General features: G+C 41.4%; 18 protein-coding genes and 1 tRNA gene. 5 read left to right on the forward strand and 14 right to left on the reverse strand.

All coding sequences use genetic code 11. From position 1 onward, the window contains the following. Positions 1-43 precede the first annotated feature (43 nt). The 3 genes from ABS301_RS06060 to ABS301_RS06070 all read right to left on the reverse strand — a co-directional run bounded on the left by ABS301_RS06060 (position 44) and on the right by ABS301_RS06070 (position 6,971). Positions 44-1,606: a hypothetical protein gene (locus ABS301_RS06060; RefSeq protein ID WP_349671367.1), complete on the reverse strand. Its 1,563-nt coding sequence runs from the start codon at positions 1,604-1,606 to the stop codon at positions 44-46. 194 nt (positions 1,607-1,800) lie between these two features. Then, positions 1,801-5,550: a phosphoribosylformylglycinamidine synthase gene (locus ABS301_RS06065; RefSeq protein WP_349671368.1), complete on the reverse strand. Its 3,750-nt coding sequence runs from the start codon at positions 5,548-5,550 to the stop codon at positions 1,801-1,803. A gap of 173 nt (positions 5,551-5,723) precedes the next feature. Continuing rightward, positions 5,724-6,971 (reverse strand): 6-phosphofructokinase, encoded by a 1,248-nt coding sequence (locus tag ABS301_RS06070; protein WP_349671369.1) that lies wholly within the window; start codon positions 6,969-6,971, stop codon positions 5,724-5,726. Between the two features lie 275 nt (positions 6,972-7,246). Here ABS301_RS06070 and ABS301_RS06075 point away from each other — a divergent pair, with 275 nt between their 5' ends. Further along, positions 7,247-7,564, forward strand: a complete 318-nt coding sequence (locus ABS301_RS06075; protein ID WP_349671370.1) for a hypothetical protein — start codon at positions 7,247-7,249, stop codon at positions 7,562-7,564. A 47-nt stretch (positions 7,565-7,611) separates the two neighbouring features. Here the strand turns inward: ABS301_RS06075 and ABS301_RS06080 are convergent, their stop codons facing one another. Both ABS301_RS06080 and ABS301_RS06085 read right to left on the reverse strand, forming a co-directional pair. Next, complete coding sequence (locus tag ABS301_RS06080) at positions 7,612-8,229, reverse strand: histidine phosphatase family protein (RefSeq protein ID WP_349671371.1); 618 nt, start codon at positions 8,227-8,229, stop codon at positions 7,612-7,614. 15 nt (positions 8,230-8,244) lie between these two features. Then, positions 8,245-8,844: a sigma-70 domain-containing protein gene (locus ABS301_RS06085; RefSeq protein ID WP_349671372.1), complete on the reverse strand. Its 600-nt coding sequence runs from the start codon at positions 8,842-8,844 to the stop codon at positions 8,245-8,247. 138 nt (positions 8,845-8,982) lie between these two features. On the opposite strand from ABS301_RS06085, the gene ABS301_RS06090 reads away from it, so the two are divergent. Then, positions 8,983-9,858, forward strand: a complete 876-nt coding sequence (locus ABS301_RS06090) for a LysR family transcriptional regulator (RefSeq protein WP_349671656.1) — start codon at positions 8,983-8,985, stop codon at positions 9,856-9,858. A gap of 50 nt (positions 9,859-9,908) precedes the next feature. Here ABS301_RS06090 and ABS301_RS06095 read toward each other — a convergent pair whose 3' ends face one another. The 3 genes from ABS301_RS06095 to ABS301_RS06105 form a co-directional block, all read right to left on the reverse strand. Next, positions 9,909-10,418 (reverse strand): GNAT family N-acetyltransferase, encoded by a 510-nt coding sequence (locus tag ABS301_RS06095; RefSeq protein ID WP_349671373.1) that lies wholly within the window; start codon positions 10,416-10,418, stop codon positions 9,909-9,911. After that, complete coding sequence (locus ABS301_RS06100) at positions 10,402-12,798, reverse strand: ATP-dependent DNA helicase (RefSeq protein WP_349671374.1); 2,397 nt, start codon at positions 12,796-12,798, stop codon at positions 10,402-10,404. The genes ABS301_RS06095 and ABS301_RS06100 overlap by 17 nt, the downstream gene beginning before the upstream one ends. A 102-nt stretch (positions 12,799-12,900) precedes the next feature. Beyond that, complete coding sequence (locus ABS301_RS06105) at positions 12,901-13,143, reverse strand: HPr family phosphocarrier protein (RefSeq protein ID WP_349671375.1); 243 nt, start codon at positions 13,141-13,143, stop codon at positions 12,901-12,903. 439 nt (positions 13,144-13,582) lie between these two features. On the opposite strand from ABS301_RS06105, the gene ABS301_RS06110 reads away from it, so the two are divergent. Further along, positions 13,583-13,653: transfer RNA gene (locus ABS301_RS06110), tRNA-Trp, on the forward strand. Between the two features lie 38 nt (positions 13,654-13,691). Here the strand turns inward: ABS301_RS06110 and ABS301_RS06115 are convergent. Next, complete coding sequence (locus ABS301_RS06115; protein WP_349671376.1) at positions 13,692-15,041, reverse strand: MATE family efflux transporter; 1,350 nt, start codon at positions 15,039-15,041, stop codon at positions 13,692-13,694. 299 nt (positions 15,042-15,340) lie between these two features. On the opposite strand from ABS301_RS06115, the gene ABS301_RS06120 reads away from it, so the two are divergent. Together ABS301_RS06120 and ABS301_RS06125 are read left to right on the forward strand one after the other, a co-directional pair. Continuing rightward, positions 15,341-17,149: a sensor histidine kinase gene (locus ABS301_RS06120; protein WP_349671377.1), complete on the forward strand. Its 1,809-nt coding sequence runs from the start codon at positions 15,341-15,343 to the stop codon at positions 17,147-17,149. 2 nt (positions 17,150-17,151) lie between these two features. Continuing rightward, positions 17,152-18,714 carry a response regulator gene (locus ABS301_RS06125; protein WP_349671378.1) on the forward strand — a complete coding sequence of 521 codons (1,563 nt, stop codon included), beginning with the start codon at positions 17,152-17,154 and terminating at the stop codon, positions 18,712-18,714. Between the two features lie 24 nt (positions 18,715-18,738). Here ABS301_RS06125 and ABS301_RS06130 read toward each other — a convergent pair whose 3' ends face one another. The 5 genes from ABS301_RS06130 to ABS301_RS06150 form a co-directional block, all read right to left on the reverse strand. After that, a complete protein-coding gene (locus ABS301_RS06130; RefSeq protein ID WP_349671379.1) occupies positions 18,739-20,496 on the reverse strand; it encodes an extracellular solute-binding protein in 1,758 nt (585 codons plus the stop codon). 14 nt (positions 20,497-20,510) lie between these two features. Beyond that, entirely contained in the window at positions 20,511-21,398 is an 888-nt protein-coding gene (locus tag ABS301_RS06135) for a carbohydrate ABC transporter permease (protein ID WP_349671380.1), read from the reverse strand. Positions 21,399-21,413: 15 nt separating this feature from the next. Then, positions 21,414-22,346: an ABC transporter permease subunit gene (locus ABS301_RS06140; protein ID WP_349671381.1), complete on the reverse strand. Its 933-nt coding sequence runs from the start codon at positions 22,344-22,346 to the stop codon at positions 21,414-21,416. A gap of 192 nt (positions 22,347-22,538) precedes the next feature. Further along, positions 22,539-23,660 (reverse strand): glucuronyl esterase domain-containing protein, encoded by a 1,122-nt coding sequence (locus tag ABS301_RS06145; RefSeq protein ID WP_349671382.1) that lies wholly within the window; start codon positions 23,658-23,660, stop codon positions 22,539-22,541. Between the two features lie 17 nt (positions 23,661-23,677). Continuing rightward, the gene (locus ABS301_RS06150) at positions 23,678-24,451 is read right to left on the reverse strand and encodes a response regulator transcription factor (RefSeq protein ID WP_349671383.1); all 774 of its coding nucleotides are present in this window, start codon (positions 24,449-24,451) and stop codon (positions 23,678-23,680) included. Between the last annotated feature and the right edge of the window lie 10 nt (positions 24,452-24,461).

Consider the following 24,461-nt stretch of genomic DNA (forward strand, 5'->3'; position numbering starts at 1 on the left):
ATTCTCCTGAAAATTTTTATTCCTATGAATCCTTTATACCATATTATTTATCCTTATATTTAGATAATTTATTTAGCAAAGAGCTATATACATTTCTATAATTCTTTTCAGCCTTTAAGCAATCTCCTTCATTCATAAGATCCTCATGGTCAATACCAATTTTTTTCTTTAATTTCTTACCTTGCTGTGTAATTTCCAACATATTTGTCTTGTTATTTTCATAAAAATAATTAAAATTATATACTTCATCATATATTTCATAAACAAATTTAATTTCTTCATCATTTAAAAATGTACAGTTAGAAACCATATCTTGCCATTTATCAGAGTACCTAAGATTTACAGATATATCATAACTAAAGTAATTTTCAATGCTCTTTAAATCATAATACAAATTAGAAGCTGCATTTTTTTCTGATTCTTGTTTTTGCTTTTTTATAGCCCTTTCAGTACTAAACCATGTAATAAATCCCCCTATAAGTGCTCCAATTATAGCTCCCACTAAACCATCAGTCATACTCTTCCCCATCACTTTTTCATCATTATTTTGCTCAGCCTCAATAGCTTGATTTTCTTTGTTTGTTTTCCCCTCTTTAAAAATATTTTTAGAATATATTGTTTCAACATTAATTTTTGATATTATTTTTTGACGATTTTTATCAATTTTTCTATTTCCGTCTTCTTTATATAAGTAAGCAATGATATAATTATCTTTATCTTCAAATAAAACTGCATATTCCTTAAATGATTTGTTATTATATGTAAAGAAATAAGGACTATGAATATTTTCTATATCCTTAATATCCACTTGTTCATAAATTAATTTATAATCCGTTTTTTGATTTCCTGATCGTATTCCAATTCCAAAAATATAGACACCTTCAATTAGTAGAATTATAAAAAATCCAATTATCCAATTTAATATATCATTATTTACTTTTATTTTTTTTATATCTTGTATGTTTTCTTCATCTGTATTACTTAATTTTTTATTTTTACCTTTCTTGTATAAAATACTATTTGCAATTGTAGAATATATTCCACCTGTATTAATGACTAGAATAAGAAAAAAACTCTTTATTATTAATTTTAAGTATTCCATTTCTTGATTAAGAAATAACATTTCTTTTATTACTAATGTTATTTGTATATTACTCGATTCTAATACTATTCCTAAAAGACAAATTGTTTGGGCGACACAAAATGAAAGTAAAAATATAATCTTTTTTCTAATCAACAAAACATATACAAAATAGTTTGATACAATTAATAAAGTTGCAATACCCATATACCCAATGATCTCATACAGGGAACTCATTGTATTTACTTCAATATAAATTTCATTCACACCAATTGCTTTATAAAAACCTAATTTGTAAAAATACCAAAACCCTCTTATTAAGAATACGGCAGTTGTTTCCAGCATAGTCAATATTGCTATTAATTTTAATGATTCTTTATACCAAACATTTTTTTTAATATTCTTTATATCTATCATATGCCCCCCGATAAAACCATTCCCTATAATTATTAGATAACTTCTGTTTTTGATATAATTATAATATATTCCATTATTTTCTACAACCAAAAAGAGACCTTTGATCATGAAAGCCCCTATTTTAAAGCATAGTCAATAGCTAGTTATAGCGTGCTTAAACTTGTTTTTGTATACAGGTACTTCAATATTCCTTCCAAAAACAATTTTCTGTTCACTCACACATTCTTTTACAAGGTTTTCTTCATTGAAAAAGACCTCATACAAAGAATAAATTTCTCTGCACAAGGTCCGTAAAATTTCTTTTATTTAAAATAATTTACTCCAGATTCAAATACCTTCATATCCTGTTCCCCATAGATATTCATTGCAACGCCGTCTCCCCGCCGCTCGGAATGAGCCATTTTACCAAGGATTCTTCCGTCAGGGCTTGTAATTCCTTCAATCGCCATATAAGAGCCGTTTGGATTCCAGTCCTCAATCATGGTCGGGCAGCCAGATGCATCCACATATTGTGTTGCCACCTGTCCGTTTTGAATCAATTTCTCCAACCATTCCTCATTGGCAACAAACCTTCCCTCGCCATGAGAAGCGGGATTGCAGTAAACACCGCCTAATTGTGCGCCGGAAAGCCATGGAGACTTGTTGGAAACCACTTTTGTATAAACCATCTTGGAAATATGGCGTCCGATAGTATTCATGGCAAGAGTGGGGGAATCCTCTCTTTGCTTTGTAACAGCGCCTTCCGGTACCAGCCCCAGCTTAATCAGCGCCTGGAAACCGTTGCAGATGCCTAACATCAGTCCATCTCTTTCTTCCATAAGCTTAGTGATTTCTTCTTTGATTGCCTCATTTCTAAACACTGCAGCAAAGAATTTGGCAGAACCGTCGGGCTCATCACCTGCGGAAAACCCACCTGGGAACATCACGATCTGGGATTTGCTGATCTGTGATTTATAGCACTCGATTGATTCCCGGATGTCACTGGCAGTTAAGTTTCTAAATACACGGGTAACCACGCTGGCACCTGCTTTTTCAAAGGCTTTTGTGCTGTCGTATTCGCAGTTGGTTCCCGGAAATACCGGAATAAATACGGTCGGCTTTGCAACCTTGTTCTTGCAGACATAGACATTTGATGTCTCATATAATTTCTCAGCTGCCGTTTCCTCTTTTGCACCGGAATTGGTAGGGAATACCTCCTCAAGAGTCTTTGTCCATGCGTGAATTGCCTCCTCTACAGAGATTGCAACTGTTCCATATTCAAATACTCCCTGATCAGTTACTGTACCGATTATGGTATGAGGAATGAAAAGTTCCGGGATCTTACCAGCTGGAATTTCACAAACCAGATTTCCCCAGCCGGCCTCAAAAAGCTGTTCTGGTTTCACAGTATCTTCCAGCTTAACACCAAGCTTGTTTCCAAATGCCATCTTGCTCACTGCCTCGCAGATACCATTGCTTTCCACTGCATAGGCCGAAATTACGCGCTTCGCCTTAATATCTTCAAATAATTTTCCGTAAAGATCCATCACCTGTTCATATACCGGAAGATCATATTCGTCCTTTTGTATTTCAATCAGCACAAGACTGCTTCCCGGCTGTTTCAGTTCAGGTGTAATAATGTGCTTATGGCTGGCAATATCCACTGCAAAAGAAACAAGGGTTGGAGGAACATCCACATCCTGGAATGTACCCGACATACTGTCCTTTCCACCAATAGACGGCAGACCAAAGCCCATCTGGGCATGGTAAGCGCCTAAGAGAGCTGCAAATGGCTGACTCCAGCGTGCAGGATCTTCTGACATGCGGCGGAAATATTCCTGGAAGGTGAAACGGATCTTTTTATAATCACCGCCTGCTGCCACGATTTTAGCTACTGATGACAAAACTGCATAGATTGCACCGTGATAAGGACTCCAGCTGGATAAATAGGGATCAAAGCCATAGCTCATCATGGTGACCGTATCGGTGGTTCCCTGTTCCAGAGGAAGTTTGGCTACCATGGACTGTGTCTCAGTCAGCTGATATCTGCCTCCATAAGGCATAAAGACACTACCTGCACCAATGGAACCGTCAAACATCTCCACCAGTCCCTTCTGGGAACATACATTTAAACCGGAAAGCAGATTAAGCCAGGTACTCTTAACATCTCCAACTTCCTTCTTACCAAATGCACTGCCTTCTTTTGACGGAACTTCCACGATAACCGATGCTTCCTGATGAGCCCCGTTGGTATCTAAAAAGCCACGGCTGATATCAACAATGGTTTTCCCTCTCCAGCTCATCACCAGCCTTGGTTCTTCCGTTACAACCGCAACTTCAACCGCCTCTAAATTCTCCTCTGCTGCATAGGAAAGGAACTGATCCACTTCTTTTGGATCAATCACCACTGCCATACGCTCCTGGGACTCAGAAATAGCGATTTCTGTGCCGTCAAGTCCGGCATACTTTTTGGGGACCTTGTCCAGATCAATTTTAAGTCCCTCTGCCAGTTCTCCGATTGCGACAGAAACGCCACCGGCACCAAAATCGTTGCATTTTTTAATGATACGGCTGACTTCTGCCCTGCGAAATAATCTCTGAATCTTTCTTTCTGTTGGAGCATTTCCCTTCTGAACTTCTGCACCGCAGGTTTCAATGGAATCCTCTGTATGAACCTTGGAGGAACCGGTCGCACCACCGCAGCCGTCACGTCCCGTTCTTCCACCAAGAAGGATAATAATATCTCCCGGATCGGAAGTTTCCCGGATTACATTTTTTCTGGGAGCTGCGCCCATAACCGCTCCGATTTCCATTCTCTTTGCCACGTAATTGGGGTGATATATTTCCTTTACATAACCGGTTGCAAGACCGATCTGATTTCCATAAGAACTGTATCCCCTTGCTGCTCCAGTCACGATCTTTCTCTGCGGCAGCTTTCCCTTTAATGTTTCCTTTAATGATCTTGTAGGATCAGCAGCGCCGGTTACGCGCATGGCCTGATACACGTAGGTACGTCCGGAAAGGGGATCCCTGATGGCACCGCCAAGACAGGTTGCCGCTCCTCCGAAGGGCTCGATTTCAGTGGGATGGTTGTGAGTCTCATTTTTAAAGTTTACCAGCCACTCTTCTTCTTTTCCATCAATCTCCACCGGAACTACAATGCTGCATGCATTGATTTCATCCGATACTTCCAGATCCTCAAGCTTTCCTTCCAGACGCAGCTTTTTCATAGCCATCAAAGCCAGATCCATGAGACAGACAAACTTTCCGCTCTTTCCCTTTAATACTTCCTCCCGGTCTGAAAGATAGCGCTGGTAGGTTGCTTCCATTGGCTTTTTATAGTCCCCAGCCGTAAATTCCACGTCCTTTAACTCGGTCTGAAACGTGGTATGGCGGCAATGATCTGACCAGTAAGTATCAAGTACCCTGATTTCCGTCATGGTCGGATCTCTGTGCTCTTCATCCCTGTAATAGTTCTGAATGTGGAGGAAATCCTGAAATGTCATGGCAAGGTTTAACGATTGATATAATTCCTTCAGCTTCGACTCTTCCAGCTTTTTAAATCCGTCAAAAACAATAACATCCTCTGGTATGTCAAATACAGTAACCAGCGTCTGTGGTTTTGTCTCTTCTGCCTGCCTGGAATCCACTGGATTAATACAAAAGGATTTCACTTCCTCGGTCTGAGCGTTAGTAAGATCGCCGGAAATGACATAAGTAACAGCCGATTTAATTACCGGCTCCTCATCTTCTTTGAGAATTTTCACACACTGCTCTGCAGAATCCGCTCTCTGGTCAAACTGTCCGGGAAGATATTCTACCGTAAAAACGGTATCTCCTTCCTTAACCGGAACTTCCTCTTCATAAACCAGGTCAAGCGCAGGTTCTGAAAAAACAGTAGTGAGAGCCAGTTTATAGGTCTCCTCCGAAATATTTTCCACATCATACCGAATCAGAACCCGCACATCTGTTACTGTACCAATTCCCAGATAATTTGCGATTTCCTCTTTCAGTTCTCCTGCTTTTACGGCATAAGCTGGTTTTTTCTCAACGTATACTCTTCTTACACTCATAATTTCCTCCTTGTAAAGAATCCTTATGATCTATCAGGTCAGACTTCCCTGTTATTATCGTACAAATATCATACCATAAAACATATCGATTAGAGAAATTAATATATCTTATGTCATTGATCACTTTTATTAATAAAACGGTGCCGAAATCATCTGGTTTCGGCACCGCTTCTTTATTGATTCTTATTATTTTTGCAATACAGATGCCTTGGCAGGCCATCGGTCATGATAGGAGTCAGCTCTGCCTGAATCAGAGGCCGGAGATAGTTTAAAAATTCTTCTGTCACATAATCACCTGCTTCATTGATCCACTCTCTTGGAACCTTTTTCTCAATGTTTGCAACCTTATGGACATCGTAAATATCGGTCACACAGATATAAGGATCATCCGAGATCCGTTTTAAAATTACCATTTTACCTGTCTCACCCTCAAATGCCGCTTTCACAGCTGCTCCTCCTACCTGATAGGCCTCTGTAATATCCACTCTGGATACCATATGGGAAGCACATCGCTGCAGAGAACTGAATTCAATGGCTCTGGTCTTACAGCCGGTTTCTCTTGCAATACGGCTTGCAAGATATCTGGCTGTACCGGTAAGCTGCCGGTGTCCAAACGCATCTACATAATCCACGTTATCTGTGAGTTCACAGACATATCTGCCGTCTTCCACCCGGATCCCTTCCGAAATGGCAACTACCACTGATTTTTTCTGTTTGTGAAGTCCGGCTATCTTTTTCATAAAATCTTCGATATCAAACGGAATCTCCGGAAGAAAGATCATATCTGGTCCTTCACAGTCCTCGCACTTAGCCAGCGCTGCTGCACCGGTAAGCCATCCTGCATTCCGCCCCATAATTTCAATCAGAGTCACATTCTGCTGGTCATACACCAGACCATCCCGGATTACTTCCTTTGTAATGGAACCGATATACTTTGCAGCGCTTCCATACCCAGGCGTATGATCGGTGGCTGCCAAATCATTGTCAATGGTTTTTGGAACTCCCATAAAACGGATCCGGCTTCCGTTTAAAATAGAGTAATCAGACAGCTTCTTAATGGTATCCATGGAATCATTGCCGCCTATGTAGAAGAAATATTCAATCTCCATGTCATCAAGAATGTGAAATATCTTCTTGTAAATCTCCTGATCTTCATGGATCTCCGGCAGTTTAAATCTGCAGGAGCCAAGATAAGAGGAGGGCGTCCGCTTTAACAATTCAATATCCAGATCACTTTTTATATGTTGGGACAGGTCTACTACCCGGTCTTCAAGCAATCCCTGGATTCCATGAAGCATTCCATATACAATCTTTGCCCCTCTGTCCTTAGCCGTTTTATAGACACCCACAAGGCTGGAATTAATCACTGCGGTGGGTCCTCCCGACTGACCGACAATTACATTACCCCTGATTTCCTTCATTATTAACTGATTCCTCCCTGATACTCTTTTTTGTAAGTACTTACATTTTTCTCATAATCATATCATAATATAGAGGCATGATTAAATCAACCTAAGATAAATGATTCACAATTTTTCATTGTCTTACAACAGGAACAAAATCTTCCATATCCTTTTGCAGAATTACAAAACGACATATTTCGACAATTATTGTCATTTTTCATAATACCGCTTGAAAAAAAACAGTTTTTACAATATAGTAGTAAAGGATTTTTTTACGAAGGAGCGTTAATTGAATGGAACTTGATCAGCAGTTAAAAGATTTATCTCAGAAATACTTATTTGAAAGCACTCAGTATCAGACCGACGGACAAAGCCCTAATCTGGAAGTTTGCCTACAGCTTAGTGAAAACCACATTGATACCTTTATTCAGAAGGCTGGACAGCTTAATTCCATTGTGGAATCCTGCGCCAATATGGTTGGTATCTTTGATACCGCCGCGGCGAAAGAGGAAATGCTCAAGACGTCCATCCGCTGCAGCGGACGTGATAAGCTTTTTATCCGTACTACCCCTTCCATGATGAAAATTCTGGTTGAAACATTGTTTGATTAAAGATCAGGGAAAGCTTTAAAAGGCTTCCCCTTTTTTTATAGGCAGCTTTATAATGACGTTAAATGGGATACATCATTCTTTTCCAGCACAGTAAAAATTTCAGTAAGAGGACTATAATGAACGGTGGTGATGCTGGCATTCTCCACTATAATGCTCTCATCTTCTTCATCCGGCCCCAGCATGACAGAAACCAGACAGGCAAGAGTCGCTCCATGGGAAACCACTGCAATATCTTCTCTTCCACCGGTTTGTCTGATAATTTCGCTGACTGCAGTCTTACATCGCCGGGAGATCTCTTTCTGGCTTTCTCCTCCGGGGGGTGCAGCGTGAGAAGGATCCATGACCCAGTGTCTGTATTCGCCTGGATAACTTTCCTCAATCTCTTTCCATGTCAGGCCTTCCCATACACCAAACTCCACTTCCATAAGCCGGGGCATGGGGATAATTTCTGCCTCCTGTCTGCCAGCAAGAGCCTCTGCCGTTGCCATAGCACGTTTCAGTGTACTGGAAAATATTTTTTTTACCGGTCTGGATTCCATACCTGCCGCCAGTAACTTTGCCTGCATCAGTCCTGTTTCATTGAGAGGGATGTCATGGCTTCCCTGAATCTTCCCCTGTATATTCCAATCTGTCTGCCCATGGCGTATCAGATATATCCTCATCATTTTTCTCCTGGTATCTTAAACTTCGTAGTCGTAGTCTTCTGAGTCGGTAATTTCCATCTCACTCACCTCTGCCAATGCCTCTAAATCCGCATTCTCCGCATTCAGACTCACTGCATCGATTGCCATCTTCATGATTCCACGAATCTCATCCACGCTCATCTTCATCTTGTCCGCCAGTTCCTCTACCGTTGCCTCACGTCCAAGCTCTGCTGCAAGAGTCTGGGCGATTTGCTGAAGTACATTGACTCTGGCCGCCAGTTCCTCTCCAGTCTGGTCTGCAGATACTTCCTCTTCGACAGCCAGTTCCAGTGCCTTCTTTATCTTTTCTGCCACATAGCTGTCAAATCCGTTCTCTCCGCCCGCTTTTGCATATTCTTCCACTGCCATTAAAAGTGCCATATTGGCTTCCTGTACAAGATCTGATAACAGCACGCCTTTTCCGTCATACTCCTTGGCATACTCCAGAGCGGTTCTTAAATTTCCTTCTATCAGTCTCTTTTTCGCTTCCTGATTTCCTTCTCTTAAATCCGAAATCAGCTTTAACTGTTCTTCTCCGGTACAGGGAGTGATCTCTCCCATCTCGTCTAAATACATCTGGTAAAAATTATCATGCATATTTTTTCACTCCTTTATTTATCATCACTTAAATCCTGTGCCCGTTACTATACCGCAGTCCAATTAATTTGTCAATTTCCTTTACAAATCATTCAATATTGTGATAGAATATCCTTATATTTATAAGGAGGGCTAATGATGGATATTAATTATGAACTGTACAAGGTTTTTTATCATGTTGCCGCTACACTTAGCTTTTCTGAGGCCTCCAAACAGCTCTTTATTTCCCAGTCTGCAGTCAGCCAGTCAGTCAAGGTACTGGAGAAGAAATTAAACCAGACACTCTTTATCAGAAGCACCAAGAAGGTTCAGCTCACTCCCGAAGGGGAGATTCTTTTAAAGCATATCGAACCTGCTATTAATCTGATACAAAAGGGAGAAAATCAGCTATTGGAAGCCAATACCTTAAACGGAGGCCAGCTGCGCATCGGAGCCAGTGATACCATCTGCCGCTACTTTCTGGTTCCCTATTTAAACAGATTCCACAAAGCTTACCCCAATGTGCACATTAAGGTTACCAACCAGACATCCATTGAATGCGCTCATCTGCTGGCCAATGGTCAGGTAGATTTCATCATCACCAATTATCCCAACTCCGGTCTTCTCAGTTCCCAGAAGTTCCGGGTGATCAATGAATTTTCAGATGTATTTGTGGCAAATCAGGAATACTTTCCATTAAAAGGAGAGACGGTTAATCTTCAGAAGCTTCAGACCTATCCCATTCTTATGCTGGACCGAAAAAGCACCACAAGTGAATTTCTCCACCATATGTTCCAGAAGGAGCAGCTGGATTTAGTTCCTGAAATTGAATTAAGCAGCAACGATCTTTTAATTGATCTGGCTCGGATCGGACTTGGAATCGCTTTCGTTCCTGATTTCTGCATTCCTAATAATGACAGGGACTTATTTCAGGTAAGGCTGACAGAAAAACTGCCCACACGCCAGATGGTCGTGGCCTATAATGAAAATATACCCGTTTCTCAGGCTTCCAGACAATTTATGGACATGCTCTGATACAAAACCCGGCTGCCGACTGATCCTTCCGGCAGCTTTTTATTTTCATTTCATCTATCATAAACCATCAGGTAGATCCCCCACTTTTCCTCTTCATAGGCAAAATCTTCTTTTTTAAACTGCTCTTCGTGAAATCCCACTTTCTCATAGCACCGTTTTGCTCCCGGATTGCAGTCAAATACATTTAGCGTGATTCGTTCCATTCCCAGGAATTCCTTCGCATAACCCACTGCAAGAGAAACCATCTGTCCTCCCAGTCCCTGCCCCCGCAGACTCTGGTCAATTACGATGAAACCAAGGTGAACGCTCTTCTTTTCATAATCCACTCTGGACATACGGAAACTCCCCACCGGAATTCCCTTTTCATTTAACGCGGTAAAACCAAAGGAACGGGAATCCTTCTCCAGTTCATTGTGATACCGCTCCAGCTGATCAGCTGACAGTGGAAATGAAAAATGATCTCTGCACCACATACCAAGCATACGGCGGTCTGTGAGCCAGTTTAGCAGATACGTTCCATCTTCTTTTTTATACGGTCTTAATCTAAGTGTGTTTTTCATTCTCTTTCTCCTCCACTAACCGGCTGTCCCAGAACTGACTGGCAACCTCTTTTGCACTCTTTAATTTCACTTCATAAAAGCTGTCCCATTCCCGGGGAAACAACGCCTGATATTCAGGCCGGGTAAAACGTTCGTCTAAAAGGGCAATGATCCCCTCATCCCTGGCTGTACGGATCACTCTTCCGGCAGCCTGCATGACCTTGTTCATGCCAGGATACTGATAAGCATAATCAAAACCTTTCGATGACTTTTCTTCAAAGTAATTTTTCAAAATCTCCTGTTCCGTACAGACCATAGGGAGTCCGGTTCCCACGATGATCACCCCAATCAGTCTCTCCTCCTTTAAATCAATTCCTTCGGAGAAGACACCTCCCATCACACAAAGGCCTACAAAGGAATCGTCCCGCTCTCTGGAAAATTCCATTAAGAACGCCTCTCTTTCCTGCTCATTCATATGAGATGCCTGTGCATAACAGGTAACAGAGTCCCCATCGCAGATCCGTTCCGGCAAAATAGTCTCTATTTCTTTTAAATACTGATAAGATGGAAGAAAAACCATATAATTTCCTTTTCTCGCAGATACAATCTTACTGATGTAATCTGCCACCTTCCGGTATTCATTGCGGTTTCTTCTTGTGTAACGGCTGCTCACATCGGTTCCTACCATCAAGAGACGATTATCCTGATCAAAGGGTGAATGGGAATAGACCGCATATTCCTCCTGATCTCCGCTTAGCAGTTCCTTATAATAGGAAACCGGAAGAAGGGTTGCTGAAAAAAACACGGTGCTGTTTCCCTTTTTCAGACACTCCTGAAGATTCTTAGACGGGTTTACGCAAAAAAACCTTAGCATAAAGCGCCCGTCGGACATGAGTTCCGTATAGATTCTGTAATTCTCATCAAGCCGGTCATAAATGTTAAGAAGCTTCCTCAAATCAAAGAAGAAATCCAGTACCAGATCCCGGTCTCCAAATTCGGAAGTTTTCTCCATAAACAGTTCCATTTCCCCAAATAAACTCATGACACTGGTGATGAAGAAACGGACGTCTTCCAGAATGTGATACCCCTCACACTGGCGTTTCATTTCCAGCAGTTCTTTGTTGCACCGGTCAAGCAAACGGCCTATTTTTTCGTTCATGGGCTTTATAATCTTTTTAATAAGAAGAAAGTCCTCTTTCCAGATGGCCGCACTGTACATTTCCCTGGCTCTTGGCACCAGATTATGCGCCTCATCCACCAAAAATAGATACTCTCCGGTAACCCCTTCTGAGAAATATCGTTTCAACCGGACATCAGGGTCAAAAACATAATTATAATCACAGATCACCCCATCCACCCAGTTACTGATATCCAGGCACAATTCAAAAGGACAGACCCGAAATTCTGTGGCATAACGCAATATTACATCTCTGGTAATACCAAATTCATTGTGAATGATATCATAGACACAATCACCTACACGGTCAAAATGTCCCTTGGCATAGGGACAGGCATCGGGATTGCAGTCCGGCTTATCCAGAAAGCAGAGTTTTTCTTTGGCTGTAAGGGTGACGGTACTGAAATAAAGGCCTTTTTTTCTTAGAATATCAAAGGATTCTTCCGCAACTCCCCTTGTAATGGTTTTTGCGGTCAAATAAAAGAGCTTATTCCCCAGTCCCTCTCCAATGGACTTTACAGCCGGAAAAACGGTGGAAAGCGTCTTCCCGATTCCGGTGGGAGCCTGAATGAACAAATTCCGTTTTCTTTGGATGCTGCGAAATACCGATACCGCCAACTCCCGCTGTCCCTGGCGGTAGGGATAAGGAAACTCCAGTTCCCGGATTGACTCATCTCTCCTGATTCCATGACTGTATAAATACCTGGCCCATTTCACATATTCATGGATCAGTCCCAAAAACCAGGCTTCCAGCTCTTCAAAGGACTTCTCTGTCTGAAAGCGGCGGATCTCTTCTGTCTCTATATTGCAGTAGGTCACCTGCATGACTGCCCCGTCCCTCTGCTTATCAAAACAGTAAAAGTATCCGTAACACATGACCTGGGCCAGATGAACAGGAAAGGGCTCCTCCAGATAAGACAAATCCATATAGATTCCTTTGATTTCATCTATGATCAGCTCATCCGGCTTATCAATGATCCCATCCGCTCTTCCTTCCACCAGAATCTGAAACTGATCTTCCTCTACCACATGTTTTAATGTTACCTCGGCTTTATAATCCGCTCCCATACGGCGCTGAATCTTTCTGTGAATCCGGCTGCCTTCCTGCATGGCATTCTTCTCCGCAGCAAAATTATGGCGGTTATCCAGATCTCCGGAACGCAGCACAAATTCCACCAGATTCCTGACGGATATGCTTAAGACCTTTTTTTCTTCCTGCTCCATTCCGGTTCCTCCTTCTTACAATCGATATAACACGTCCACCGATGAAAAAAGGGAACTGCATACCATATGGCTGCAATTCCCTCTTTCTCGTTGCTTTATCGTTTATGCTGCTGAGCTGTTTTCCGGAGTTAATTTTTTTAAGTATTTTTCAAATTCTGCATCTGCTCCGTTTAACTGGACAGTAAGAATCTGGGATAAATCCAAGCTTAAAACACCTAATATAGACTTTGCGTCAATAATCACTCGATTGTAAAATACGTCTATGTCGAAATTACACCTGGAAGCAGCAGCAACAAACATTTTGGCCTCAGCAACTGTTGGCAATATAATCTTAAACTGTTTCATGAGCAGACTCCCTTTTCTATAATAGCTATGAAGTACTTATAACATGTTTGACGTCATTTGTCAAATTCTGTTTCATATAAGATTATATTGCATGTTTTTGTGCATTACTTGTAATTCCCACAATAAAAACCTGTGAGAATTAAGCATCTTTTTACTAAGACAAATTATTTAGAAGGAATTTTCTTTGCATCGCCCTTTTTTCATAATTCAATTTCACTATTTTTATGATATATTTTTATCAAAATCGCCAAACAAACCACCTGTAATTTAAGCGGATTTATAGATTCATTTTACCACAAACTATTATTTATGAACAGCAGAATAAAATTTTATTTTGCTGACTATCAAATTTTTTATTTTTTTCAAAAAACTGTTGCAATATAAAATGTTCTATGCTATACTTTCAAAGTGCTCGGGTGAGCAGGTAATTTAACCATATAGGGGAATAGTTCAATGGTAGAGCAACGGTCTCCAAAACCGTAAATGGGGGTTCGAGCCCCTCTTCCCCTGCTACTTTTAAGGAGTGTTGCAAAGTGATGTTGAAATCTTTATGATTTCACTTCAGGAGCAACACTCCTGTTTTTTTTAATAAAAATGCAAATCAAACATATTAATAAAGTCAGAAACTCTGCAATGGGAATCGACAGGAACACTTTCTCATCCATAAATATAGAATTCAATATCAAAATGAACAGTATGGGGAATAATAATGACCGTAGCGCGGAGAAGATAAATGATAATCCTGGTTTTAAGGTACTTGTAAAATACCCCGTAATCACTATATTCAATCCACTGACTAAGAAAGCAGGCCATAACAGCCCAATATATGTAACTGCAAGCTCACTGATATGAGCCGCTTTGTTCTTTAAAAAAATACTGACCCATAAATCATCGAAGAAATATAATGCAGCAGCAATTAACGCCCCCATAATCAGATTGAACAAAATAGAAACTTTTAGGAACCCATTTACTCTTTTTGAATTTCTGGCACCAAAGTTAATACTAATGGGACCATTCATGGAAGCTACTACTCCATAACTGACAAGGCAGCCGCTATACAAAAAAAAGTTAATCGTGGTAAAAGCCGCTACCCCATCCACGCCGGACTGGCTCATAAGAACATGATTGAATACAAATGCAACAATTCCACTTGAAGTTTCATTTAAGAATTCTGAAATACCATTAAAAACTGAGAACAAAATATCCTTTGTGAATTTAACGGGTTTTACCAGCTTAAGAGCACTGTTTTTATTAAAAAATGTAGGTAACAGAATAAAAAATGTCATGGATTGTGATAAACCAGTAGCAAATGCAGCGCCTCTTATTCCAAGACCTAATAAAACCACAAATATAAAATCAAGAAACACATTCATTCCTGCACTTAACAGCAATGCAAAGGAAGTTAAGCCGGGTCTGCCATTGACTCTTGAAAAAAAACTGAGCCCGATCCCCATGAGCTGAAATGGTAAAAAATAAGTATAATTTATTAAATATGTAACAGTATTTTCAGCAACACTGCTATCTGCACCAAGCAGATAAGCGATATGATACGGGAACAGTAAAACGAGTATCCAGGGGATCAGTATCAATAGTAACATGATCTGAATAAATTTTGAAAATGTTCTGGAGGCATCTTCAGATTTTTTCTCACCCATAAGTTTGCCGCAAAGAACGCACCCCCCAGATCCCAGCATAGTTATAACACCTAATAGCAAAGATACATATGGAACAATTAAATTAATAACAGCCAATGCATTAGAACCAATAAAGCGTCCTACAAATATACCATCTACGATGGATGCGGATGAAATTGCCACCATTCCAAGTATTGTAGGTATGGCATATTTAATAAATATCTTTATGATACTACCTGATGTCACATCTAAATCGTTTTCCACCTTGATTTTCCTCCAACTTATCAATATCTGTATTTTAAATAAACTTTATCTCTTATATCTTACAGTCTTAAATCTGTTATTTTTATCACTTTCACTATCGTACTACCTATTACTAAAATGTAAAGCGTTTTTAGATCGCAATATTCGACTCTTATCATTAATATTCCATATAAGAAATCTCAGTCTGTTTGCTGTTGTAATAAATTTGCTATTTTAGTCGTAATTCTTTCCTTTCCATTCAGTGGGCGGTATGATATAAATAATAGAGACAAGGGGCAATGGTTAAAGGGTGGGTATGTATGAGTAAGAAACGGTTCATGGATATTTTTACAAAAATCCGGGTGCAGAAGCAATTGTACCTGTTCTTTTTTATTGCCATTTTTATTCCCATAACAACGGTAGGCAGTTATCTCATCTATCTTACCCGAACCCAATTGTTTGACCACTATTCCAAACAGACTTATTCCGATAATCTCCGGGTAAAATCCCTGATTCTGGATTTAACAGAAAACATCTACAACAAATCCCAGATCCTGGTCTCTGACCAGAATTTAATTACACTTTTAACCACCAGATACTCTGCCGACAGCGAAAGCAAATCAGCCATAAGCACTTATAAAGGGATTGATACACTTCTTTCCGGTGATGCCTCTCTCCATGGCATTTCTGTGTATACCTTTAATTCCACCATTGCAGACAGCCCCCACATCCATCCCATTACGGACAATCTCCAGAACCAGCCCTGGTATAAACGCGCTTCCTCGTCCGTCACCCCTTTCTGGACAGTGGAGTTGGAGAAAAGTGAACGATACAACACCGAAGTGCAAAATCTCTGCCTTTATACCCGCATCTTCCTGCCCCAGGTTCACAGCTATGCCATCTTAAAGCTTACCGTCAGCAATAACCACATCCGAAGCCGCATTGAAAACAGCTCCATGCATACAGTCATATGGCTCAATGACAGCAGCATATTTTATACCAGTGACAGGCAGGTGAGAACCCCCGGATTGGAACGATACGCGGGTGGAGGCGGAAGCAGCTGTACAGGCACTTATCAAGGAAAAATAGCGTTAGAAAACGGAACCGTTATCGGTTGTGTCTCCTCCCTCTCTCCCGCCTACTGCGAAGACAGCTTTTACATGGCCTCCCTAAGCTATGACGGATACCCATATTTAAACCGGATCAGCAGTACTTATCTGGCCATCCTGGCATTGGTGCTGATTATCACCAGCATGTTTATCTGCGTATTTTCCCATTACTTCAGTCTTCGTATCATTACTCTTCGGGAATGCATGCACAGGGCCAGTCAGGGTAATTATGAAATTGCGGACAACTTTCACGGCGAAGATGAAATTTCTGATGTATTTTCTGATTTAAAGCTGATGATCCATGAGATTCTGGAGAAAGAAACTTCCGTCTATCAGGCACAGCTTAAAACCCGGGACTTAATCAATAAGCAACAACAGATGGAATTTAAGATGCTTTCCAGTCAGATCAATCCTCATTTTCTCTACAATACACTGGAGACCATACGTATGCGTTCATTAAAAGCTGGCAACTTAGAAGTGGCTAATGCAATAAAGCTCTTAGGCAAATCCATGCGCTATGTACTGGAAAACACTTCCACTTCAGCAACCTCCCTTTCCCGGGAACTGGACTATATTGAAACCTACTTAAGTATTCAAAAGCTGAGATTTCACGATCGCGTCAATTATTCCCTGAAAATAAGCCCTCAGTTAGATCCTGAGGATTACCAGATTATGCCCCTGCTTTTACAGCCCATTGTTGAAAATGCGCTCCTCCACGGACTGGAGGAGGTAGAACAAAACGGTAAAATCATCCTGAAAATCCTCCTGATAAACGAAACACTCTGCATCTATATATATGATAATGGCTGCGGTATGACGCCTGAGGAGCTGAAGCTGTTAAACCAGTCAATTCACCGTCCCCCCAATAACTCCTCCCACGGAATCGGACTTTATAATATCAACCAGAGAATCCAGCTATACTATGGATTTGAATACGGTCTTACTATCAAATGTAAAAAATCAATGGGAACCCTGGTAACCATGGTGATTCCTGTACAAAACCATACAGGAGGTAATTAAACATGAAACTCTTAATTGCTGATGATGAAATAGATGTTAGAGAAGGCATCCGATATCTGTTAAACTGGTCTTCTCTTGACTATACCATCTGCGGAGAATGTAAAAACGGTCAGGATACTCTGGACCAAATCATAAGATTACAGCCTGACGTTGTGCTGATTGATCTGCGTATGCCCCACTTAAACGGACTGGAGGTAGTAAAACTTGCCAGAGAGAATGGCTTTACCGGTGTATTTATTATAATCAGCGGTCTTTCTGATTTTTCTTTTGCACAGGAAGCCATGCGTTTTGGAGTTACCTGCTATCTCACAAAGCCGATTGATGAGCAGGAACTGGAAAAAGCGGTCCTGGATGCCAGACACCTGCTTTTAGAAGAACAGGAAAAACAAAAAAGGATGAACCAGTACCGGGATCGGGCAAGGGAATCGATTCTATATGATATTCTTCTCAATCAAGCCGGTTATTCCTTGCTGGACTGCCATGATCTGCAGTTAGATGCCGAAGTTTATCAGGTTGTACTTTATACCAGCTACAATCAGGAGTCTTTTCAGGCAACCTGGGATTTTGCCGGAATCCTGCGTCTGGCGAACCACAACCACAATTCCCTGGACCATATCCGGATCGGAAACCACAACGTTATTATTTTAAAAGGCGATTTTGCTATTAAACGCTTTGAAGAGCTTGCGGACCATTATATAAGCCAGCCACAAAAAGGTTCCCCTCTGGACGGATTATTTCTTACTTACGGTGGCCCGGTCTGTTCCATTGAACAGATTCATAAATCATACAACGATGCACAGAGGCTTATGAAACGACGCTTCTTTTGCAGTTTTAACCAGCATGTGCTGTGTTATAAAGATATGCCGGTGGGATTTCAGCCACAGGGAACGGATTTCGTCATGGAAAATACATATTCCCAGCAACTGTCGGATTATATTCAGTCTGGAAACCGTCATATGATTGTTGATCTTTTGGAAAAGCTTCGCCAGGCACTCTACTGTTCCAGTCTGGAGATTTCAAAAATCAGACATTACCTGGCAGATATCATGATCCAGGTAAAATCCAGTATTATTTACGGTTATGGCAATCTTGATACTCTGTTTCCCAATAATGCAGCTATTATTTATACAATAGAAGAGAAATATTATCTCTACGAAATTCTGGACTTTTTCAATCTTCAGTTTGAGATGTGTATGAATGCCATCGGCTCTCCCACCCGTACCAGCGTATTGGATAATATCCTTCAGTATATCCGTCACAATTATCAGGAAGATTTAAAGCTGGGTACCATTGCGGAGCTGTTTGGCTATAACAGCTCCTATCTGGGAAAAGTTTTCACCAAAACTACAGGAAGGAATTTCAATGTCTACTTAGATGAAGTGCGGATTGAAAACTCCAGGCGTCTCTTAATAAACGATCATTATAAAGTCTATGAAATCGCGCAAATGGTGGGATATGGAAATGTGGACTATTTTCATAAAAAATTCAGGAAATATACCGGTATCAGCCCAGCAGAATATCGGAGATCCCACGCCGAAGCGGACATGAAAATGTCCGCTCCGTGAGCCATACTGCTCTTTGCAATTATCTTATTTGCTGCGGCGGGCATACTCATCCATTGCCGTTTTTCTGGCTGCAGCGCGCTCTTTTGCATTCTTTAAATCCACTTCCAGCACCCGGTCATAGCCAAGACCGTGCACAGTATCCTGCATATGCTGCAATGACGAATCAAACTCAGCCTCATCTGCTGCAAAAACCATTTTCCAGGAGTCATCCACAATGACTGCTTTACACTGACCCCGTAGCGTTGTGATATCGGAGTCTTCCTTCGGCTGAATATAGGAAGTACCTGGTGCTACCGAAAGAGCCCCTTTCTTTTCCAGTAATTCGATGGTTGTTTTCGCTCCCTGTGCATACTTCTGCCAGTCAGTATCCAGCGGTGTATGATTCATCTCAAGCACAGAACTCCACATCGTGGTTAAATAAGGCTCATTCGTTATAGGGTCCGTATCCACCATTGCTAACGGTTTATAATTCAAAGCGCTTATCCCATCCTTCCAGCTGCCGCCGCCCCACTCCTCCGGTACTGGCACATCATTGTTGGGAAGAGCCTTCCAGCCATAATCCGTATAAACTGCCTTTTCGCCTTTCATCTCCCAGGTCAGTCCCATAGGACCCGCTGCACCATTGGCCTGACTTACCAGTTCCATTCCTTCCGGAGAATACATCCAGTCGATAAAAGCGGCAAGACGCTGCGGTTCTTTTGCCTGACTGCCAATGGCAATAACGGCCTTACCGTTTCCCATGGAATAACAGCCATCGGTATAGGGTGCCATATCTTCAATGAAAGCAGGCATGATGCCTTTTCCTTCTTCCTTTCGTTCCCGTGTATTATAGTAGCTTTGCCCCTGCCAGGACCATAAGGATGTAAGCACCTGTCCATCACGGTATTTATCCGATAAAATATCATAGTTCTGAGTTGTGGATTCCGGATCGATCAGCCCTTCCTGATTGGCATTAAAGAGAAAATGCAGCGCTTTTACATAATAACTGTCTGAATCAACAATATTCTGGAAATCACTTCCATCGTATTTTTCCATTACAAAACCAATTTCCTGATAACCATATAAGGAAGCATAATTCTTGGCAATCATCATCATGCTATCATCCCAATCCTTAAACAGAGAAAGGGCATAAGTCTTTTTACCGGAATCACTCTTAGGGATCTGCTCCTGCAGCTGCTTCATCACAGGGATCATATCTTCCAGTGTTTTCATTTCAGGATAACCGATTGCCTTGTATCCGTCCCAGCGAAGATAGGGTGCTACCAGCGGCTCGATTCCATCTGCAGATACGTTGGGAGATTGACTGGAAATCTCACTGGGAATGGCATAAACGCCCTCCTTCACCAATCCCTTATTCATATTTAAAATCGCATCTTCATAATTTTTATATACATTTTTATCTTTTAAAAGCGGAGCCATATCCATTAAAAGTCCGGCTTTTACCATATTTTCAAAACGGCCGCTCTCGGTTTTTGTAATTATTAAATCTCCTAAATTACCAGCTGCAGAACGTGTCTGGAACAACGTATCTCCACCGCCTGCCACATTGGGAGCAATGATATTTAATTCCATATTGAATTTATCTTTTACAACTTTTGCAAACCATCCGCTCTGAATTCCCTGATAATTAGCCAGCGTATCAAATACATCCACTGTAATTAATTTATCATAGCTGCTGTTGCCTGTCGTATTTTCTACAGACGCTTCTTTTTTGCACCCGGCTATAACAGCGGTGACAGCCAGGACTGCGCACAGGATCACACTGATCTGTTTCTTTCTCATCTTACCTTTCCTCCTTAACCTTTTATAGAACCAATCATGATTCCTTTTACAAAAAACCTCTGGAATATGGGATAAATAAATAAAATCGGAAGCACTACAATCACCGAAACCGTCATTCGTATGGAGGATGGTGTCTGCCTGCTGGCAAGAACTGCCCCGCTGATTGCACCTGTCCCTCCGCTTCTCACCATTGCCGCCAGAGAGCTGGCCTGATTAATGTATGTATATAACAGATACTGCAGAGAATACAGTCTTTGATCCGTTACATAGATTAGCGTATCCTGAAACGAATTCCATTGGGTAACCGCTGCAAAAATGGCGACAGTCGCCATAATCGGCTGAGCTGCTGGCAGAATGATCCTTGCAAATACAGTAAGAATACCAGCCCCGTCAATTTCTGCTGCTTCCTGCAGTGATTTTGGAATTGACTCAATATAAGTTTTTACCAGTATAATATAAAACGGCTGTATGATGGTGGGGATCACATACACCCAGAATGAATTGGTCAGATGCAGTGTCTTCATGGTAATGAACAAGGGAATCAGACCTGCATTAAAGTACATGGTAACCACAAAAAAACGATACCAGAATTTCCGGTGCCACATTTTCTCCTGTGTAAACAGAAAGCCTAAATAAGCCGAGGCAAACACGGTACATGCCGTTCCTAAAATCGTCCTGGCAATAGAAATCCCGGCAGCTGCAGAAAGCCCACGAAGCCTCATCACCTGTTTGTAGTTTTCCAGATGGAATCCTTTTGGCATGAAATTAATAAATCCGTTGGCACTTAAATCATTGGCGCTGATGGTATTGATAATCATGTAATAAAACGGATATGCACAAATCAGTGTGATGATTCCGAACATCAGATAATTGACAATGTGAAAGATTTTTTCTCTTACCATTCCTGTTTTTCCCTCCTAAATAATGGCTTCACCTCTGGTCTTTTTTGATACTGAATTTACGATCAGCAACAGGGTGACACTGACCAGACTCTTAAGCATACTGATGGCAGTTGCCAGTGATAAGCTGCTACCTGTCATACCTACGTTATATACGTAAAGATCCAGTACCTGGATATGCGCCTTATTAAAAGAATTCTGGAATACGTAATACTGATCCATACCGTTATTTAAAAAATTGGCGATTGACAGCATTAACAATACAAAGAACGTGGGAAGCAGACATGGAATCGTAATGCGTCTCATCAGCTGGAACCGATTGGCACCATCTACACGGGCCGCATCGTAAAGCTCGAGATCAATCCCAGCTATTGCAGCCAGATACATAATGGCTCCCCAGCCAAGGCCTTTCCAAAGATTCCACATCGTCATCCACAGATACGTATGGGTATCACTGTCAAGAAATTTAACCGGTGCCTGAATCAAACCGTGACTAAACAAAAAATTATTGACCATTCCGCTATCGGTAAACAGGCAAAACGCCACCGAGTATACCAGCACCCAGCTGATGAAATTCGGCAGTGTCGTCAGTGTCTGCACCAGATTTTTAAACCACTTGCATTGTATTTCGTTTAAAAAAACAGCAAATCCCATGGGCAGAATAGAAGTCGCAATGCCAAGAAGACTCATTGCAAAGGTATTCTTCATAACCTGGATCATCTGTCCAATCTGTGTCTTGTTAGCAAACAGTGTTTTGAACCATTTCCAGCCGACAAAGTCACATTGTGACAGCTTTAACGGAGGCTTGTAGTCAAAAAATGCGTAAATCCACCCATAAAGCGGGAAATAAGAAAATAGAAAACATAGAATGATAAATGGCAGAATGCAATAGAACAACCTGCGGCTCTGGACCGTGCTTCTTGGAGTTTTTCCAGCTGATAATGATCTCATAGTCCATATTTCCTCCTGCTTCTTACTTTAATAATACTATTATAGTAGAAGGAAGTCTTGGGGTTAACCATCATAATCAGAGTAAAACTGCCCCACATATTAGAGATTTGATCATAAATATTTTAATAATCAAAAAAACAGAGCGAAAATCCATTGAATCAGATTTCCACTCTGTATTTTATTTGCTGCTTATTAAAGATGAATATCCGCATAATTTAAATAACAATTCCAGTCATATTCATCCATATCGTGATTTCCTGTCTTATAATGATGCCCGATCCTTCCCTGATAAAGCGGCTGCTCCGGCAAAGGCTTTTTATTGGTCTCCAGTCCCTCAATTCCAAACAGGCCATAAACTGGGTCTGCCTGTACCAGAGACTCAAACTGTCCCTCCGGGTCTGCCCATTTATCAAAGGTCTTGGAAGAGGTATAGATCAGCCTTGGCGCGATTAACCCCAGCAGCATATGCTGGTCAAAGGGAAGTGTTTCTTCCTTATCTATATACCTTTGATAATTTTTGCAGAACCAGTATGGAAAACGGGTTAAAATATCTTTAATTCTCTCGCCCTTCGCTCCTCTGGACAGCGCATCTCCGCTGTTTCCTGCACAGCTGCTGACAGCCATGGCAAAGCGTTCATCCTGGGCAGCACCCCAAAGAGCCGTTTTTCCGCCCCTGGAGTGTCCCACTAATGCCACTCTTCTCTCATCGATCAAAGGCTCTGTCTCAAAGTAATCCATGATCCGGCTTGCCGCCCAGGACCAGGCGGTAATTGCTCCCCATGCATCGTCAGGCCTGTTGGTTGCATACTCAGGAAACAGCCTTGAAAATCCAGTTGTAAAGCCTTCTTCATAATCAGGGGATACCTCCTGGGTACGGAAGGCAGCACAGGCATATCCCCTGGAAATTATGGTCTCAACCGGATAAAAGGGGCTTAAAAAATGCCTTGCAGGGTCGCTGTCCTTGATCCCGCGATTGCATACGGTCACAAAAGCAGGCACTGGCTTTATGGCACCTGTAGGAATGAATACAACGAAACAGAAGCTAAAATGAATTCCCTTGCGGACAGCTAAAACCTCAACGGTTTTTCTCACCGCCCTGCCCTGAAGAATCTCCTCAGACTGCCTGGAGTCAGCAACCAGGATATGAAGTTCCATATCGCTTAAATCCGGCAAATGACCGTATTCCTCTTTCTTAAACAGCTCAAGCAGCTCTGGTCTGCGTTTTGTCATCCATATTTCCCAATCTGTCACCTCTGTTCCATCCAAACAAGTCAGAACAGAGGGTATGTTTCTTTTATTTTCAGGCATTTTCATTGGCATCTCCTTCTTTCTCACTTATTGTAAAGTTTGATATCACTTGGTGCATAACCGAATTGTTTCTTAAACACCTGAAAAAAATAGGAGTAATCACGGTATCCCAGCATATGTGCCACCTCATTTACCCGGTTCTGGGGGTTCTTAAGAAGAATTCTGGCATTTTCCATTTTTACCATGGTGACGTAATTAACAAATCCAACCCCGGTCTCTTTCTTAAAACACTTGCTGAAATAAGAGGTGGATATTAACAGCTCCCGGCAAATATTTCCCAGAGAAATATTATGATTAATATGCTTATCAACGTAATCCAGTGCCTCTGAAACTGCAGTGGAATACTCCTGGCTTTTCTGCCTGATAAAGCGGATCCGTTCTTCCAGAGTATCCGGCGTTTTTTCTGCTGCAAACCGTTCTTTCTTCATAAGTGCCCCCACTGCCTTTTCAAGCGCCTGTTCCATCTCTTCCGTCATCACTGGTTTTAAGAGAAAATCGCTGGCTCCATACCGGATCGCCCGCTGCGCATACTCAAACTGATTGTATCCGGATATAATAATAAACTGCATGTCCTGTCTTTGCTGCTTGATCTTTTCTATAATATCCAGCCCGTTAAATCCCGGCATCTGTATGTCGATGATTACAATATCCGGATTCTTTTTATGAATCAGCTCCAGACCTGCAATCCCGTCATAAGCCACTCCTGTCACCTGGCAATGAAACGATTCCCAATTGGTGGCTTTCACAATAGCTGTTACTGCTATTTTATTATCATCTATCACTACTACCGAGTACATAACGTTCCCC

The organism is Lacrimispora sp., assembly GCF_031982545.1.
GTDB lineage: Bacteria > Bacillota > Clostridia > Lachnospirales > Lachnospiraceae > Lacrimispora.